This window comes from Nitratidesulfovibrio sp. D1, from assembly GCF_051133415.1.
GTDB lineage: Bacteria > Desulfobacterota > Desulfovibrionia > Desulfovibrionales > Desulfovibrionaceae > Cupidesulfovibrio.
The window spans coordinates 472,019-489,580 of sequence record NZ_JBPGNZ010000005.1 but is presented as its reverse complement, the minus strand read 5'-3'; the positions used below and the strand labels follow the sequence as shown (position 1 = coordinate 489,580).

Sequence of the window (17,562 nt, the reverse complement as noted above, 5' to 3'; positions counted from 1 at the left end):
GCCTCCGTGCGGCTGTCCGTTGGCCAGCCGTTATGCGGCCCGTTCACCGGCCGCGCTGGTCATCACCTCGTCGATGCGCCGGATCTTGTCCAGCACCCGCCGGGATATCTGCCGGAATTCCGTCAGCTGCGGCAGCCCGAATCGGTCGCGGCCGTGCACCAGCCCGGAGACGTCCATAATTTCGTTGTACAGGTACGGCGTGCAGATGGGGTCCTGGCGCAGGAAGAAATGCACCCGGCCCAGCATTTCGACGATCTCCGCGCCGTGGCGCTCCGGCTTGCGGAACAGCGTTTCCAGCTTCTTCTGCACGTTGCGCAGCGAGGTGCGCCAGTGCGGCAGGCGCGGCGCGAACAGCGGCTGTTCGCACGGGGCCATGGCCGCGTCCAGGCGCTGGCGGAACCCGGCCAGACCATGGCCGGAACCGTCGCCGCCGTCTGCCCGGCCGGAGTCCGCCGGAGGCGGCAGTTCGCTGTCCAGGTCTTCGGGCGCGATGTCCCGCGCGCCCCGGATCAGCGCGCCGCCGCCGTACAGGTTCACCACGTCGAGGTTCAGGGTGCGGATGTCCTGTTCCATGTCGCGCAGGGCGGTGGCGTAGGGCAGGGTGGAGCGCACCGGGCCGTCGCGGCCGGGCAGTTCCAGCGTGCCCACGGTGATGGCGGCGGCATGGTGCCCGGCGGCGTGCGAGATCTCGCCCCGCCAGCCGAAATCCTGCCCGGCCAGCACCATGCGCCCGGCGCCCATCCAGTGCAGCAGGCGCAGCAGGGCCACGCTGACGTTGCCCGCCGCGTCCAGCACCAGGTCGTCCTTGCCCGCGATGAAGGTGGCCATGCCGCCCACGGTCCACAAGGGCAGGGTGGGGCCGGGGTAGCGGCGCACCACCTCGGGCTGGACCTTGGTGGAATAGACCAGCGGCACGCGGCGTGCCCATTCCGGGTCCAGCCGGTCGTACACGCGCAGGATGCCGTCGCTGTAGTCGATGCACAGGGCGAGGTCCGGACGGATGCCCACGGCCTGCATGGCGGGCAGGGTCTGGAGGGCCGCCGTGACCAGCGCCCGGTCCGCCAGCCCGGCCACGGCCGGGGCCGAGGCGGCCAGCGAGGGACCCGCGCCCGCGATGACGGCGGGCAGGCCGCCCAGCGCGCCGCGCAGGGACTTCATGTCGCCGTCGGCCAGGGCGCGCCGGAAGTTGGAAAGTTCGTTGCCCACCATCACGTCCTGCGCGCGGCGCAGGGTGGAAAGCTCCACCGAAAGGGCGTCCAGCTGTTCGCGGCAGACGCGGGTCCAGTGGGCATAGGACGGGCCGATCTGCTGGCTGGCCAGGTCCGCCTGCAACAGGATGCGCCCGAAGAGAAAGTGCTTGTCGCAGCCGCGCACGGCGGCCACCAGCGCGTCGAAGCGGGGTTCCACGAAGGTCAGGCGGCCGGACTGGATGAACGGACGGTAGTCCGTCAGCCCCAGGCACAGGGTGAGCATGGCCGGGTCGGGCTCCAGCACCAGCAGCCGGTGGCGCGGCGGCGTGTTTTCCAGCATGTGGTTGACGCCGTAGCCCAGGTTGGCCCCCACGATGATGGTGGCCGAACGCTCCGCCTGTTCCGTGGGGGGCCACGACCGGTAGGCGAAGTGGGGCGGGAAGGCGTCAAACAACCGACGACCGTCCTCCAACTCGACGTCCAGCATGTTCCAGCGGTTCAGGCGCAGGCGCGGGGCCAGCGTTTCGGGCGCGGGAGCATTGGCGGCAAGCCAGGCGGCCACTTGGGGCTGCGCGGCGGCCAGTGCCTTGGTGTTCTCGGCGAGGAATCGGGTATGGTTCATGGTGGCGCGCATGCATGATGCATGCCGCGCGGGAAGTGCGGGCCCCGGAAACATGCCGCCCCCCCGGCGCGTGGTGCGGAGGGGGCGGCTGGAGAACGGGATGGGCGGGATGGCGGGTGTCGTTGCAGTGGGCGGGCCTACGGCGTGACGGTGCCTGATTCGCTGGCGGCCGGTTCGGCGGGCATCACCGGTTCGGCGGGCGACGCCGGGGGCGTGGGCAGCGGAGGCACCGTGATGGGGCCGTCCAGGGTTTCCGGGGCCACCCGCAGGGGCGCCTTGTAGGTGGACGGGGTGTCCGCCGGGGCGTCGAGCAGAATGGGGCCGTCCAGGGTTTCCGGCGCGGTGCGGCGCACCGGTTTGTACGGCACCGCTCCGCTGTCCGGGGAATCGGCCGGGGCCGGGGGAACAGATTCCACTTGCGGGGCCGGTTCCGCCACTTCCGGAGTGGCGGGCGCCACTGGTGCGGCCACCGGGGGTGCGACCACCGGTTCCGGCAGGGCCGGAACTTCCGGGGCCGCGACCGGCCCGCGCACCTCCCCGGCTGCGCCGTCCGACATGCCGGGAGGCACATCGGGGGGCACATCGGGCACCACGCCGGGGACCACGTCCGGGGCGGCCTGCACGGGGGCTACCGGTTCGAGTGGGGCCGGTTCGCTGGCGGGGAGCAGGGGGGCCTGCTCCGTGGGCGTCAGGTCCACGGACGGCGTGGCGGAGGCCGGAACGTGCGTTTCCGGCTCGCCGGGCAGTTCGGCCGCATGTTCACCCGTATCTGTCGTACCGGCGGGCACGCCATTGATGGCGGCGTCCTGCGGCGTGGCAGGCGCGGGGGTGGCCTCGGCCTCGGCGGGCGGCGCGATGTGGATGGTCAGTTCCGGCACGGGCGCGGGGGCCGGGGGCGGCGTCACCGGCTTTACCGGTGCCGGAGGCGGGGCCACGGGCATGGGGGTGGCGTTCCGCGCGGGCGCGAACGGTCCCTTGGGCTGTTCCGCCGCCGTTGCCGCGCCGATGGCCTTGGCGTCGCGCCCCACGAGGATGGCGCGGGTTTCCCACGGGCCAAGGTGCAGCACCATACGGCCGCCTTCCAGCGGCACCGGCGCGCCTTCCTCCAGGTCCACGGCCGGGTTGCCCGAGCCGAACAGTTCCAGCAGCTTCGGCGTGGCGGCCATGTCCAGGCGTTCGGTCACGGCCTCGCGCCCGAAGTTGGTGACCGCCACCATCATGCCGCGCCCGCCGGGCAGTTCCACGGCCAGGGCCACGCTGCCGCGCCCCTGCGTGCGCAGGCGGGCGGCCACGCGCCCGGCCGCGATGCCGGTGCGTTCGCGCATGGCGGTGATGGCGTGCACCCCGTTGAGGAATGAATTCGGGTCGTGCAACTGCTCGTCGGGCGAAGGGTAGGCCACCGGGGCGCGGGGCATGCCCTGTCTGGTCAGCACGGTGGTGCGGGCGGTGCGGTACAGGGCGTACGCGCCGCGCGGGGCCAGCGCCGGGTCCCAGCGCTCCTCGGAATCGGCCATGCTGTGCCAGTCCAGCGGCAGCGCACCGGCCAGGTCCTGCCCGTGCAGCACCAGCAGGCCCGGCTGCATGGCCTTGAAGAAGACCAGGGCCAGGTGCCCCCTGCGGATTTCGTCGCGGGCGTCGGCCTTGGCCGCCTCGGCATGGCCGAAGCCCGCGCCTAGGGCGGCAAGGCCCGCGCCGGTGACGGGCAGCACGTCGCCCGCGCCGCCCAGCGGCATGGTGGACGCCCACAGGGCCGCGCGCGTCCGCATGGCCGAGCGCATGTCGTCCGCAAGGGTTGCCGCGCCCACCGCTGCGCCCACCGTCGTGCCGGACGGCAGCATGCCGGGGGCCAGTTGCGGCAGGTCGTAGTCCACGCCGTCCGGGCCGGGGGTGGCGTGCACCAAGCGGCGCATGTCGATGCCAAGGCGCAGGGCGTCGTCCAGCAGGGCGCGCAGGGGGCGCGCGTCGCCGGTAAGCAGGGCATGTTCCGCCATGGGGCTGGTGACGGTATCCTCGGCCACGTCGGCCGATTCGTGCAGGGTGCGGGCCAGCACGGGCAGGGGCAGCCGGTCGCGCTGCCAGGCCCACCCGCCGTAACGGCGCGCCTCGCGTCCCAGCGACAGGGCGGCGGTGGGCGCGGGCTCCAGGGCCGGGGCGTGGCCGGGGTCGCCATGGGCGGCGCGGGGCAGCGGGTCGAGCCCGGCCAGCGGCTCCACCCGGAAGCCGGTCAGGGCCACGCCGCGCAGGCCGATCTGCTGGATGATGCTGGAGGACAGGATGCGCCGGGCCGCAGCCGAGGGGTCGTCCCAGTGCAGCACGGGCATGTCGAACCGCCCGGCATGGCGGTAGACCCAGCGGCGCAGGGCGCCGTCGGCCCCGCGCACCTCGCCGGTGATCGCCCAGCCGCCGGGCCGCGCCCACGACAGCACGTCGCGCGAAAGCGCGGCGGGCAGCAGCCCCTTTTCGGCCAGCAGGTCGTGCTGGGCGCGGGTGAGCGGGCGGGCCTGCCATTCCGATTCGCTGGCGGGCATGTACGGCCACAGGTCGCGCGGAATCTCCACCAGGCAGTACGCGCCGGGGTAGTCGCGCACGTTGCGCGCGGCCAGGAAGAAATCGGGTCCCATGCCGGTGGCGGCGGGGATGATGTCGGTGCCCAGCAGCAGGCGGCTGTTGTCGGCCAGGCGGCGCAGGCGGGTGTATTCGTCGTCCGTGCCCGCCGCCTCGGAAAAGCCGTGCTGGATGGTGTCGTCGCCGGTCAGGGTGGCGCTGCGGTCGTAGGCCCAGATGGCCCCGGCCCCGCCCGAGGGGGTGACGTACAGCCCGCGCGCACCCGCGCGGCGCAGCGCTTCCTGTGCGCGGGGCTGGGACAGGATGGCGAAGGCCGAGGGCGTGCCGTCGGCGATGAGCGCCATGGGGTGCACCAGCACCCAGGTATCGGCGGCGCGCAGCAGGTTGTCCGGGTCGGGCGGCAGGGTGGGGGAGCGCCAGCCCAGCTGGCTGCCGGAAACCACGCGGGAAAGTTCCGAACCCGCGCCCAGCAGCGACTGCTTTTCCAGCCATTGCATGTAGCCGGGGTCCGCGCGGGTGATGGAGGGACCCTGCGGCAACAACAGGGATTTCTGTCTGGATGGGGACGCGCCGCACCCGGCCAGGAACAGGGCGAGAGCCAGCGCCGCGAGCAGCATGGCCCGCCGGGCGGGCGTGGTCTGGAGCATGGTCCGGGGCGTGGCGCGAACCACGCCGGGGGAACGGTCCCGCGCGTGCGGAACGGCGTGCGGCACACCGGATTGCAGGGGGGAGAGGGGCACACTGCGGAGCACGGGGGCAACGGTGCGGAGCGCGGCGCGGTTCGGCATGCGAGTCTCCTTTATCCTCCCGACATTACAGGGGCCACGGGGGCCTGTCAAAGGCGGTATTGCGGCCGCGCCACGCCCTTTTCGCTTTACACGCGGCGTGAAGCGGGGCAAACCGGCATCTGTGGCCATTCGGGCCACGGACCACAGGGAGGAAGTTCATGCCGTTTTTCGAAGTGGACGCGCAAAAATGCAAGCGCGACAACATCTGTATCGACGAATGCCCCATCCGCATCCTGATCGCCGACAAGGAAACGGGCGTGGCCAAGATGCGCCAGGGCGCCGAAGATGCCTGCATCCGTTGCGGCCATTGCGTGGCCGTCTGTCCGAGCGGGGCCGTGCGCCTGGAGGGCATGCCCTTCGAGGAGTTCGTCCCGGTGCGCCGCGAACTGGCCATCGGGGCCGACGCGGCGGAACAGTTCCTGCGCGGGCGCCGCTCCATCCGCACCTACAAGGACCAGCCGGTGGAGCACGACGTGCTGGCCCGGATCATGGACACGGTGCGCTGGGCTCCCACCGCCAGCCACCGCCAGCCGGTGCGCTGGGTGATGGTGGAAGACCCCGCCCGCACCCGCGAAATCGCCACCCTGATCATCGACTGGATGATGTACCTGCGCGAGCACGACCCGGAAACCGCCAAGCGCCACAATGTCGCCGGGCTCATCGCCGGGTGGCGCAAGGGCGTGGACCTGGTGCTGCGCGGCGCGCCGCACATCGCCGTGGCCTGCTGCGACGGCGACGCCACCTGGCCCGCCGTGGATTCGGCCATCGCGCTCAGCTATCTGGAACTGGCCGCCCACGCCCATGGTGTGGGGGCCTGCTGGGGCGGCTATTTCACCTACGCGGCCAATGCCTACCAGCCTTTGCGCGACCTGCTGGGCCTTGGCGATGACGAGAGGGTGCACGGCGCGCAGATGCTGGGGTATGCCAGGTATCGGTACAGGCGGATTCCGTGGCGGAAGGCGCTGCCTGTCACCTGGAAGTAGCTCCCGCGTGCTGGCCGCGCGGATCGTGGGCGATTGCTGCGTCAAACGCCGTTTCCGCTCTGCTGGCCGCGCGGATCGCGGGCGATTGCTGCGTCAGATGCTGTTTCCGCTCGGGTCATGTACCGAAGACGTACACTCCCCTCGCGGAAACAACATTTTCCTTGCCCTCGCCGCACGCTGCGCGCGGCCAGGAAGCCGTGAAGTGGCGTGGGTTGGAAAGAATGAAGAAATGAAGCCGCCCCGATCGGAAGTTCCGGTCGGGGCGGTTGCCGTTGAAGGAAAAACGAAGAAGAGCACAATATGGTTTTCAGGTATGGCCGTCAGACGGAGCGATGTTGTCCGAGGACAAGGAAAACGGCGATGCAGCGAGGTACGTCCCGGTATTTCATGCAGGGGCGATACCCGGCAAACGGCGGGATTTGGCCCGGCACGCAAGGAAAGCGGCCCCGGCGCGAGGGGAGCGTACTCTTTGGTACATGACCCGAGCGCCGGGGCCGTTTGACGCAGCGGTCGCGGCCAAGGCCCGCCGTTTGTCAGCGCATGCGGGCCATGACGGAGCGCAGCGCCTCCGCCTGCTCCGCCAGCGCGGCCACGGCCCGGGCGGCCTCGCGCATGGCCTCCACGGTCTCGCCGGAGATGCGGTCCACCTCGCCGGTGGCGCGGCTGATCTCCTCGCTGGCGGCCGACTGCTGGGACGCGGCGGTGGCGATGGCCCGCACCCGGTCGGCCGTGGTCACGGCGATGGTGACGATATGCTGCAACGTCTGCCCCGAGGCTCCGGCCAGCTCGGCGGACCGGCCCACGTTGCGGGCGGCGTTTTCCGTGGCTTCCAGGTTGCGGGCGGCCCCGGCGCGGATGCGCGCGACGGCCTCGCCCACCTCGCGGGTGGCGCCCATGGTCTTTTCGGCCAGTTTGCGCACCTCGTCGGCGACGACGGCAAAGCCGCGCCCGGCGTCGCCCGCGCGGGCCGCCTCGATGGCCGCGTTCAGGGCCAGCAGGTTGGTCTGGTCGGCGATGTCGGAAATCACGTCCATGATCCGGCCGATGCCCTCCACCTGCGCGCCCAGTTCGCGCATGTCGGCGCGCAGCCCTTCGGCGTCGGCGGCCACGGCCGTGCTGGCCGCCACGGCCTCGCGGGTGATGGAGGCCCCGTTCTCGGCCCTGGTGCGGGCGTCGTCGGCGCTGGCCGCGGCCTCGTCGGCGGCCCGGGCCACCTCGATGACCGAGGCGTTCATTTCTTCCATGGCGCTGGCGGCCTCACCGGCGCGGGCCTTCTGCACGTCGGCCCCGCGCTCGGCCAGTTCCACCTGGCGGGCAAGCCCGGCGGCGGCCTCGGCCACCACCTGCGAGATGCGGTCCGCCTCTGCGGCCACCTCGCCGATGAGGGTGTTCTTGTCTTCCATTTCCTGCTGGTGGGCCTTGATGTCGGTAAGGTCCGCGAAGATGGAGAACGCGCCGATGAGGTTGCCGTCCAGGTCCAGCAGGGGGGCGGTGTCCAGCCGGGCGTGCACGGTGCCGCCGGTGCGGCGGGCCAGGGTCAGTTCCGTGTTCAGGATGGCCCGGCGTTCGCGCATGCAGCGGGCCACCACGGTGTCGCGCCCGGCCTCGCCGTAGAAGAACAGGGCCACGTCGGTGCCCAGGTGTTCGTCGGGCGTGCCGGAAACGCCCAGCAGGTCCAGCATGGCCTGGTTCAGGTAGCTGATGCGGCTGTCGGTATCCACCACGTAGCTCGGCATGGTCATGCCGCGCAGGATGCCGTTGGAGAAGCCCAGGCGGAGCTTGATCTCGCCCACCATGGCGCGCACGCCGCCGATGGTGCGGCCGATGTCGTCATCGGCCGCGTAGTCGATGGCCGCGTCGTAGTTGCCCCTGGCCACTTCCGCCGTGAAGCGGCGCAGCGAGCCCAGCGGGCGCGACACGGTGCGCAGCAGCCCGAACACGAAGACCAGGGCCAGGCCCAGCGCCACCACGGCGATGACGGCGGCGCTCTGCAAGAGGTGCGTATCCAGCCCGTGCACCATTTCCGAGCGGGTCATGCGCACGGCCACGCGCCAGTCCCACGGTTCGAAGTGGCGCACGTAGGCGCGCAAGGGCACGCCGTCCATGGCGTATTCGACGGGGCCTTCCTTCACGTCCTTGAAGAAGGCGGCGATGCCCGCCTCTTCCAGCGTCTTGCCGCGCAGCGCGGGATGGTGGAGAATCGTGCCCGAGGCATCGTAGACGAAGGCGTAGCCCGCGCCCGCCACGCGCACCTTGTCCAGCATTTCGGCCAGTTGCGGGGTGCGGATGGCGCGGCCCACGAACAGCACGGCGATGATGGCTCCGTCCTCGTCGCGCACGGGCTTGTAGGCGGTGATGTACCAGTCGTTCACCACAAAGGCGCGGCCGGTGTAGGTTTCGCCGCGCAGGACCGCCTTGTAGACGGGGCTGTCCTCGGGGATGTAGGTGCCCACGGCGCGCTGGCCGTCCGCCGTGCGCACGTTGGTGGCGATGCGCACCAGCTTGCCGGGCAGCACCTGGAACAGGGTGGCGGCGCCGCCGGCCATCTGCTGCACGCGGTCCACCACCTCGCTGTTGTCGCGCATGGGTTTGCGGCCCAGCAGGGAATACTGGTACAGGCCGGGCATTTCGACCGTTTCCTTCTGCCGGGTGACCTGGTTGACCACGTCCACCTTCTGCACGTCGTTCCTGCGCACCATCAGCGGGCCGTCGGCCAGCAGTTGGGATTCGAACAGCGTAAGGTCGGAGGTGACCTTTTCCTGCGTGATGGAATGCTGCATCTCGATGGTGGAGACAAGATTGTCCGTGGCGGACTTCAGATTGAGCTGCCCGAGGTCCACCAGGTCGCCCCGGACGACGATGGTGAGCACGATGGCCATGAACGCCACGGTGCTTGCGACGATGGCGGCGCTGCCCAGATAGAATTTGGTGCTGAAGCGCATTCGCTGGAACATGGAATCCCCCCAAGGCTGGCGGCCGCGAAACGGCGCATGGCCGGAAAGCGGCCCGAGTGTGACCGAGTGTGTCTGGCGTGGCGAGTGTTTACGAGTATTGACCGAAATGACGCCAAAATCAACATGATACATGATGATAGGAGTGCGGGATGAGCGGAAGCGAAGGAAAGGACAGGTTCGACACCTCGGGATTCGTCATGCGCAGGCAGGAAGTGGGCGAGGCCGACGCGGCGATGACCGTGTCGCGCGCGGGGCGCAGGCCGCCCTTCGATCCGGCGGCGGAACGCATCGTGATTCTGGGCCTGCCGGGCAGCGGCAGGCGGCGGCTGGCGGAGCTGGTGGCGCAGCGCTTCGGCATGCAGGCCGCGACGCCGGAAGACGACGCCGCGCCCGAGGTGGTGACCGAACTGTGCTGCCGCACGGGCCTGGTGCTGGCGGCCCCGGTATCCGCCGTGCGCGACGAAAAGCTGCGGGCCTGCCTGCGCGACGGGGCGCGGGTGTTCTACATGATGACCAACCCGGTGCGGCTGGCCGCCGAACTGGGCCTTTCCGGCGAGGCCGGGGAGAAGTTCTGCCGCGAGGCGCTGGAACTGGAAACCCTGTGCATGGGCGTGCTGCACTTCCTGCTGCCGGACGGAAGATCGCCGGAACAACTGGTGGTCAACGTGTGCGAGAACCTTGGGGTGGGGTAGGTTACCACCCCGCCGCGCAGCCGTCGCCGCGCGGGTCGGCCGCGCCTTCCAGCGTGCCGTCCGGGTGGCGCACGATGGCCCCGGCGTGGCCCATGACCGGGTCGTAGTCCCCCACCATGCGCACGGGGTGCCCGGCCGCGCGCAACGCGTCGGCCACGGCGGGGTCGAAGCGGCCCTCCAGCCGCAGGGACGCGGCGTCGTCCCCCCAGCTTTTGCCCAGCAGCCAGCGCGGCGCGCTGACGGCCCGTTGCAACGGCTGGCCGAAGACCACGTGGCGGGTGAACACGGCGGCCTGGGTCTGGGGCTGGCCTTCGCCGCCCATGGTGCCGTAGGGCATGACCCGGCCGTCGGCCAGCAGGGCCAGGGCCGGGTTCAGGGTGTGGAACGGTTTGCGGCGGGGAGCAAGCGCGGCAGGGCTTTCGGCGCGCAGGCTGAAGCCGCAGCCCCGGTTCTGCCAGGCGATGCCGGTGCGCGGCAGCACCACGCCGGAGCCGAATTCGAAAAAGATGCTCTGGATGCAGCTGACGGCGCGGCCTTGGGCGTCCACCGCGCCCAGCCACACCGTGTCGCCGCCGGAGGGCGGCGCGGGCCACGGCAGGGCGCGGGCCATGTCCACATCGCGGGCCAGGGCGTCCAGCCGGTCGGCCCGCAGGGCGTCCGCCGCAGGGTACGGTGCATGGTCGGGGTCGCCCACCAGGCCGTCGCGCATGCGGAAGGCGCGCTTGGTGGCCTCGACGATGGCATGGACATGCGCGAAGGTTTCCGGTTCGATGTCGGCCCCCGCGCTGCGCAACCGCTCGAAGATGCCGAGGATGCACAGCGACGCCACGCCCTGTGATGGCGGAGGCAGGTTGAACACCTGGCCCTGCGGCAGGCGCAGGGAAAGCGGGGCCACCAGCGACGCCCGGTGGGCCGCAAGGTCCGCCGCCGCGAGGGGAGAGCCCGCGTCGGCAAGGTCGGCGGCCATGGCGGCGGCCACCTGACCCCGGTAGAAATCGTCCAGCCCTCGTCTGCCCAGCGTGCGCAGGGTATCGGCCAAGGCGGGCAGGCGCAGGGTGCTCCCTTCCGGGGGACACGCGCCGCCGGGCAGGAACTGCGCGGCAAAGCCGGGCTGGGCGGCCAGCGATTCCTGGTGAGCGCGCACCAGCGCATGGTGCCCGGCGGTGACGGCAAAGCCGTGCCGGGCGTGCCATTCCGCCTCTTCCAGCAGGCGGGGCAGGGGCAGGGCCGGACCCCACGCGCGGGCGTGGTCCAGCGCCGCCGCCCAGCCGGATACGGCCCCGGCCACGGTGATGGCGGCCAGCGGGCCGCGCCGGGGCACTGCGTCCGTGTGGCCTGCTTTCCGGAGCAGGTCCGGCGTCACGGCCGCGCCGGAGCGGCCGCTGGCGTCGATGCCCACGGGCGCGGGCGCGCCGGGCTGGTGAATGAGCCAGAAGCCGTCGCCGCCAAGGCCGGTCATGTGCGGATACACCGCGCACAGGGTGGCGGCGGCCGCCACCACGGCCTCCACGGCGTTGCCGCCTTCGCGCAGGATGGCGAGACCGGCCTGCGAGGCGAGGTGATGCGGGGTGACGACCATGCCCCTGCGGGCGCGCGGCGTGTGCAGCATGACAAGGCTCCGTGGCGGTGAAATTCCTGTGGGGTGCTTGTGGTTCGGCTGTCCCGGTTGCAAGGGACACCCCGTCCACTATCAGAAAGTTTGAGGGAGGGGATGGGGTCCGGGGAAGGGGAGGGCACTTTCCAAAGTGTCCTCCCCTTCCCCGGTTCATTCCCTTCTCCCCTTTCCCCCAATGTTCTTACCCTCTCAACCTCAGATAATTACGGAACAACCGGCGGCTCATGCGCGACCAGGCATCGAAGTCGGCGGTGGATTCCAGGCCGGGCACCAGAGCCTTGACCACAGGGAATTCCAGGTCGGCGTGGGTGAGGTCCACGTACACCGGGGCCATGCGGTTGACGGCGAACAGGGTTTCCAGCAGCGCCAGGTTGCGCTGGGGCGATTCCAGGGTCAGGTCGGGCAGGTCTTCCAGCCTGCGTTCGGGCAGGCCGCGCACGCCGGGGCCGGAGGGGCCGCCGTTGGGGTAGGGGAAAGGGGTTTCGGTCATGGCGGACAGCACGGCCCGGCGGCCGGAAAGGCCCGCGCCGGTGCCGCGCGCCACCTGCCCGCGCGGCCCCACCACGAAGCACTTGTAGCAGGGCACGCCGAACTCGGTGGTCAGGTCCTGGAACTGGATGTGAATGCCGCGCGCGGCGTAGTCGTCCAGCAGGGCCTGCAACCGCGCGTCGTCGGTGACCAGGCGGAAGCACTGTGAGCGGTCGTAGGGCATGGTGGCTTCGGCGTCGCGCTCGAGGATTTCGGTCAGCGCGGCCACCTTGGCCTCGGCCATGATGTTGCCGGTGGCGAGCCCGGTGGAGCCGGAGGCCGAGAACAGCGCGATTTCGTCAAGGTTGCAGAACAGATAGGCCATCTGCGCGGGCACCAGCACGGGCCGCGTGCCGCCCGCGTCGTCGGGGGTGTGTCCGGTGAGCCAGTACAGGGGCTGGTCCTGGTAGGGGGCCTCCAGCGGAATGGCCTGCGGGGCCAGCGCCTCGCGGCCGTCGGCCAGCAGTTCGGACAGGCGGGCGCGGATCAGCGGCTGCGGGGTGGCGCGGTCGAGCACGTGGAGGTGGCCCCCAATCTTGCCGACGGAAACGTACGACGAGGCGCGCTCCACCATCTCCATGGCGTAGGAGGCGCGCGCGTCGGCCAGCGACAGGCCCCGGCCGTAGGTGGTGCCCTCGCCTTTCAGGGTGTAGTCCAGCGCGCCGCAGCGCACGGTCATGTCCACGTTCCAGCGGCGCAGCAGGGCGATGGGGGAAAGGGACGCCTCGTGGCGCATCTCCACCCCGGCGATGATGCCGTTTTCCACCAGCCGTTCCAGCGCCAGGGACGCCGTTTCGTGCGACGGCGGGCGCTGCCACGGGGCGGATTCGGCGGGTTCCATGGACAGCAGGGCGCGGATGTCGGCGGCGGTGGCCACCGGGCGTTCCGGGCCGTCCAGGATTTCCGCCGGGTCGTACAGCGGGGGGATGTCCATGTCCTCAAGCTGCGGCAGCATGCGGTGGTGGTGCATGTTGTCGCGGAACACCTCGCACCAGGCGCGGTGCAGGTCGCGGTCGGGCTGGGCGTGCCAGCGCAGGGCGATGTGCGGGGTGGCGGCCTCGATGGCGGCAAGGCCTTCCGGCGCGGGGGCCGGGTCCGTCTGGCGGACGAGGCCGGAAAGATCGGGGTTCAGCAGGCACGCCTCGCACAGCAGGGCGGCGGTGGCGGGCCGGGCGGCCGGGTCGAGGCCGTCCAGCAGGGCGGCCATGCGCTCCGGGGTGAAAACGGCGGCGAGGCGCAGCAGATGGCTGTGCAGGAATTCGTCCAGGGGCGCGGCCTCCAGCCGGTCCAGGCCCTGCTCGAAGGTCATGTCCGCCGGGGGCTCGCAGGAGAAGTAGCCGGTGGTGGCCTCCGTGGAGGTGTGCGTGTAGCGGTAGTGCAGGGTGGGGAGGGGGGCGGGGATGGCCGCAGGCTTGGTCGAGTCGGGCATGGGTCCTCCGTGAGTGTGCGTGGGGATGGCATAGCGTATGGGGGTGGAGGGGACAAGGATGAGCAGGGGGAAGGGGGGAGGGGTTGTGCGAGGTTAGTCACGGCTTCTATGAAGATAGCCCCACCCTGTTGACCACGCCAAACAACAAGGGGACCGCGTTTCCGCAGCCCCCTCGCTCAGCTATCCAATTCAATTCTAATCTCTCCCTCTCTCTCGCGTGCGTTCACCCTCGCGTCCCCCACTACTGCGCAGCAATCCACTCCATGGCCGCGTGCAGGTCGAGGGTGACGGTGTAGATGACCCGGCCGGTGACGATCCCCTCCACGCTGGACGTCAGCGTCAGCGGATACAACGCCCACACGTCCTCCCAAAGGGGGGCAGGAAGCATTTTAAGTGTGTGGATTGCATTTGAGTGGTGATGGATGGCACCCTTGTATGCTGACCGGAGTTGCGCAGGCTTCTTGGCAGCTGAATGATAATAGCCTACTTGATGCAAAAAGGAGGTCGTGAATGGTGTGTCGAGGGTGTAAATGGGAGCCAGAATGGTCCGAGGAATTGGACTCTCACTATATTCAGGAACGATATAGTGCGCCTCGTGGAGCCTGTCGAGTTCCTCTGCCTCTTTGGATTGAGGCGGTTATGGATAATAATGGCGAAGTTCGTGATAGGGACGGTGCAGAGGTTGTAGTCAGTAGGTGGCTAGAAATGCGTGGGGATAGTATATATGGTGAGTTTTGTGGGCGAATAGTTTCGTGTCCTTTGCGAGAGGATATTGAGTAGTTGAGGCGTGAGTATTGGGCAGTGCGCTTTACTTTGTTTTTGAGAGAGCCACATCTAAAAACATTTCCATGCCGACAATGATTTGGTCTAATCTGTGGTTGTGATAGGTTATCTTTTTGTTAAAATTGTTGCGATCAACAGCGAGAGCTAATATCGAAGGCGAGTTTTCACCTACAAGATGTAAGGTTTCCGGTGTTAGGGCAGAGTGTTTTTGTGCGTTGGCGAGTTCGTTCAGTGCCCTTAAGAAAAGCTCAATGTCGTTAGTAGGCACTAGTTCATGCTTTAACTGGGTACACCTTGGGTCACTTTTGTCGTTAAGGTTAAGAAGGTTTCCTATGGAGTCAGCGAAGAGTTTTTTTTCCTGCCAAATGTCGTTGCCAAATTCCGCAATAGACCGCGCTATGATCACAGTGTCGATCAATGACTTCATTGCAAGCAGTAAGTGGAATTTTGCAAAATTATGTGCCATGCGGGGGGAAGGTTGTTTTGTTAATGCAGATAAATCTTTTGAGAACACAAGGCTGTGAGTTTCGCATACATCGTCAATGAGTATGTTGATGTGTGCGAGCATGGCTTCACACCATAGCGGGGTCCGGGTTCCATTTAGTAGCCGAGGAAGGGTGCCTCTTGGAAGGTCACTCCAGCTTCGTGCCCTTAGTCGAGGAACGCCACTAAGAGGGGCTGCGAGGGAAAGATAAACTTCTTCAATTGTAGGACGCCAGAAATTATCTGGCTGTAGGGACCATTCTTGGCTCGTAGCGCTGAAAACAGGTATCAGCCCTTTCGGCCACGGTTCATCCGGGGGAGCAACTAGTGTCGCGTGGGCGGGTATACTCCAGTTTGGATCTTTTGGGTATTTATGCGCGTGTTCTATGCCATTGAAGAAAAAATCAAGACTATCATAGGAATAACAGATTCTTGTTTCCATCATGAAATCCTGAGTAATGTGATGAATTTTAATTAATATTTCTTGCGTTAAAGGCATGCGAGACAGGGGATGCAAAGTGCTTCATGGCGGCTAGGCGGTGTTTTTATTGAGCCAATTCAAAGTCGTTAAGTTAATATTATGTGGAATATTGTCTGTGTTCGTTTTGGGGTTTTGCTCTGGTATTGTCAGTGTCCATAATATGCTCAATAATTTTTTATCTCTCGCTGTTTACCGTTTGTCAACCTTTGAGAATATCTGCGAGGATGATCGAATGAGCGGTTAACTTTTTACGTTGCGGCTCCAACAGTTCGCAAGTTTTGTAATGATGCTTGTTGGGCAGAGCTAACTTCTTCGAAGGGCAAGGCGCAGCGTATTAGCTCAAAAAAAGGGACCGCGTTTCTGCGGCCCCCTCGCTCAGCTATCCAATTTAATTCCAATCTCTCCCTCTCTCGCGTGCGTTTCCCCCCGCGCCCCGCCCACTACTGCGCGGCAATCCACTCCATGGCCGCGTGCAGGTCGAGGGTGCCGGTGTAGATGGCTCGGCCGGTGATGGCCCCCTCCACGCTGGACGTCAGCGTCAGTGGGTACAACGCCCGCACGTCCTCCAGCGTGGCCACGCCGCCCGCCGCGATGACCGGCACCGGGCACATGCCCGCCAGCCGTTCCAGCGCGGCCAGGTTCACCCCGGTCTGCATGCCGTCGCGGTCGATATCGGTGTAGATGACGAAGGCGGTGCCCGCGTCCAGCAGGCGGGGCAGCACGTCATCCACGGTCAGGCCGGAATCGGCCACCCAGCCCTTGGTCTTCAGCCTGCCGCCCTCGGCGTCCAGCGAGACGCCGACGCGCCCCGGAAAGGCCGCGCACAGGCGGGCGTACAGGTCCGGTTCCTCCAGAGCCACGGTGCCGATGATCAGCCGTTCCACCCCGGCGTCGAGGTAGGCCCTGGCCGTGCCCTCGTCGCGGACGCCGCCGCCAAGCTGCACCGGAACGGAAAGGTCGGCGCAGATGCGGCGGATCAGCCCGAAGTTTGCGGGCATGCCGCTGAAGGCCCCGTCCAGGTCGATGACGTGCAGCCATCTGGCGCCCTGGTCCTGCCAGTGGCGGGCCATGGCGGCCGGGTCGTCGGAAAACACGGTCTCGGCGTCGGCGCGGCCCTGCCGCAGCCGCACGCAACGGCCGTCCTTGATGTCCACGGCGGGGAAAAGGATCACAGGCCGAACTCCTTGATGGCCTTGCGCATCCCTTCCCTGGCCAGGTCAAGGGCGGACAGCCACTTGCCCTTGCGCCCCACGAACTTGCCCACTTCCAGCAGGTTGTCCGCGAGGCCCATCTGCTTTTCGTCGTAGTTGGAGCGCTTGACCAGGGTGCCGCCCTTCACGTCGATGAGGAACACGTCCATCATAATGCTGGCGGACTCGGTGACGCCCATGTCGCCGCCCTGGCGTTCGCGCAGGTCGATGACCTGGGGCACCAGCAGGAAGTCCACGTCGGCCTGGCGGCCCACTTCGACCCAGTAGGCCAGCGCCTGGGGCCGCCCGCCGGTGCGTCCGCCCGCCTGGGTGGACAGCGAGGGCTTGGTGGCGGCAAAGCTGTACACCCGCTTGGTTTCGCCGCGCAGGATGTCGCCGAAGGCACGGTCGAGGTCGGCGAAGGTTTCTTCCTCCACCTTGTGCTGGTCCTCGGGGATGTACCCGGCCAGCAGATCGGCCATGGCCGTGGGCTGGGTGAAGGCGGCCACGCCGATGGTAGCGTCGGGCAGCGGGGCCGGGCCGCGCTGGCGCTGCGAGCAGCCGGGCAGCACGGCGAGCAGGGTGAGGACGAGCAGCGCGAGCAGCGCGCCCGACACCGGGAAGGCGATGAAACCGCGATGGGTACGCATCAGTCTAGGCTCCCTTTGGTGCTGAGCAGCGTCTCGCGGTCACGGCGCACCGCCTGCCGCAGGGCAAGTCCCAGCCCCTTGGCGGCGGATTCCAGCAGATGGTGACCGTTCCTGCCGTACAGGAACGAGACGTGCAGGTTCATGCGGGCGGCCAACGCGAATGCCTTCAGGAACTCGCGCCACAGGTCGCGTTCCTGCCCGGCGACGACGGGCGGCAACAGGTCGTCCCCGCGCCATTCAAGCCACGGGCGGCCGGAGATGTCGATGCACACGTCGGCCAGGGCCTCGTCCATGGGCACGCGGGCAAACCCCACGCGCGCTATGCCGGCCCGTTCGCCCAGGGCCTCGGCCAGGGCCTGGCCCAGGCACAGGCCCACGTCCTCCACGGTGTGGTGGGCGTCGATGTGCAGGTCGCCGGTGCAGGACAGGGTAAGGTCGAACCCGGCCCAGAACGCGGCCAGGGTGATGACGTGGTCCGCCATGCCGAACCCGGTGTGCACGTTGACAAGGCCCTGCCCGTCCACCACGAGGTCGAGGCGGATGGAGGTCTCCTTGGTTTCGCGGAACACGGCGGCGCTGCGCTGGCTCATCTCGGGCTCCTTCCGGGGG

Annotated in this window: 11 protein-coding genes and 2 pseudogenes; 2 read left to right on the top strand and 11 right to left on the bottom strand. The window is 68.3% G+C overall.

Annotated elements, in window-relative coordinates; all coding sequences use genetic code 11:
- Nucleotides 1-30: 30 nt before the first annotated feature.
- Nucleotides 31-1,812 (bottom strand): motility associated factor glycosyltransferase family protein, encoded by a 1,782-nt coding sequence (locus ACR4XJ_RS12875; protein ID WP_434755566.1) that lies wholly within the window; start codon nucleotides 1,810-1,812, stop codon nucleotides 31-33.
- Nucleotides 1,813-1,949: 137 nt separating this feature from the next.
- The gene (locus ACR4XJ_RS12870) at nucleotides 1,950-5,165 is read right to left on the bottom strand and encodes a hypothetical protein (RefSeq protein WP_434755565.1); all 3,216 of its coding nucleotides are present in this window, start codon (nucleotides 5,163-5,165) and stop codon (nucleotides 1,950-1,952) included.
- Between the two features lie 158 nt (nucleotides 5,166-5,323).
- Between ACR4XJ_RS12870 and ACR4XJ_RS12865 the strand changes: the two genes are divergently transcribed.
- Nucleotides 5,324-6,148, top strand: a complete 825-nt coding sequence (locus tag ACR4XJ_RS12865) for a nitroreductase family protein (protein ID WP_434755564.1) — start codon at nucleotides 5,324-5,326, stop codon at nucleotides 6,146-6,148.
- Between the two features lie 533 nt (nucleotides 6,149-6,681).
- Here ACR4XJ_RS12865 and ACR4XJ_RS12860 read toward each other — a convergent pair.
- Nucleotides 6,682-7,185 (bottom strand): annotated as a pseudogene (locus ACR4XJ_RS12860) (methyl-accepting chemotaxis protein); the annotation flags it as partial.
- 378 nt (nucleotides 7,186-7,563) lie between these two features.
- Nucleotides 7,564-9,027: pseudogene (locus ACR4XJ_RS12855) on the bottom strand (Cache 3/Cache 2 fusion domain-containing protein); the annotation flags it as partial.
- Between the two features lie 224 nt (nucleotides 9,028-9,251).
- Between ACR4XJ_RS12855 and ACR4XJ_RS12850 the strand changes: the two are divergent.
- On the top strand, nucleotides 9,252-9,794 hold the full coding sequence (locus ACR4XJ_RS12850; protein WP_434755563.1) for a hypothetical protein: 543 nt from the start codon (nucleotides 9,252-9,254) through the stop codon (nucleotides 9,792-9,794).
- A gap of 1 nt (nucleotide 9,795) precedes the next feature.
- Here the strand turns inward: ACR4XJ_RS12850 and ACR4XJ_RS12845 are convergent, their stop codons facing one another.
- From ACR4XJ_RS12845 to hisB, 7 genes are all read right to left on the bottom strand, one after another.
- Nucleotides 9,796-11,403: a gamma-glutamyltransferase family protein gene (locus ACR4XJ_RS12845; protein ID WP_434755562.1), complete on the bottom strand. Its 1,608-nt coding sequence runs from the start codon at nucleotides 11,401-11,403 to the stop codon at nucleotides 9,796-9,798.
- A 187-nt stretch (nucleotides 11,404-11,590) separates the two neighbouring features.
- Nucleotides 11,591-13,366 (bottom strand): YcaO-like family protein, encoded by a 1,776-nt coding sequence (locus ACR4XJ_RS12840; RefSeq protein ID WP_434755561.1) that lies wholly within the window; start codon nucleotides 13,364-13,366, stop codon nucleotides 11,591-11,593.
- A 241-nt stretch (nucleotides 13,367-13,607) separates the two neighbouring features.
- Entirely contained in the window at nucleotides 13,608-13,754 is a 147-nt protein-coding gene (locus ACR4XJ_RS12835; RefSeq protein WP_434755560.1) for a hypothetical protein, read from the bottom strand.
- A 420-nt stretch (nucleotides 13,755-14,174) separates the two neighbouring features.
- Complete coding sequence (locus ACR4XJ_RS12830) at nucleotides 14,175-15,074, bottom strand: hypothetical protein (protein WP_434755559.1); 900 nt, start codon at nucleotides 15,072-15,074, stop codon at nucleotides 14,175-14,177.
- 479 nt (nucleotides 15,075-15,553) lie between these two features.
- Nucleotides 15,554-16,285: a 1-(5-phosphoribosyl)-5-[(5-phosphoribosylamino)methylideneamino]imidazole-4-carboxamide isomerase gene (gene hisA, locus ACR4XJ_RS12825; protein ID WP_434755558.1), complete on the bottom strand. Its 732-nt coding sequence runs from the start codon at nucleotides 16,283-16,285 to the stop codon at nucleotides 15,554-15,556.
- Nucleotides 16,282-16,953 carry a hypothetical protein gene (locus tag ACR4XJ_RS12820; protein WP_434755557.1) on the bottom strand — a complete coding sequence of 224 codons (672 nt, stop codon included), beginning with the start codon at nucleotides 16,951-16,953 and terminating at the stop codon, nucleotides 16,282-16,284. The genes hisA and ACR4XJ_RS12820 overlap by 4 nt, the downstream gene beginning before the upstream one ends.
- Nucleotides 16,953-17,543 carry an imidazoleglycerol-phosphate dehydratase HisB gene (hisB, locus tag ACR4XJ_RS12815; protein ID WP_434755556.1) on the bottom strand — a complete coding sequence of 197 codons (591 nt, stop codon included), beginning with the start codon at nucleotides 17,541-17,543 and terminating at the stop codon, nucleotides 16,953-16,955. The genes ACR4XJ_RS12820 and hisB overlap by 1 nt, the downstream gene beginning before the upstream one ends.
- Between the last annotated feature and the right edge of the window lie 19 nt (nucleotides 17,544-17,562).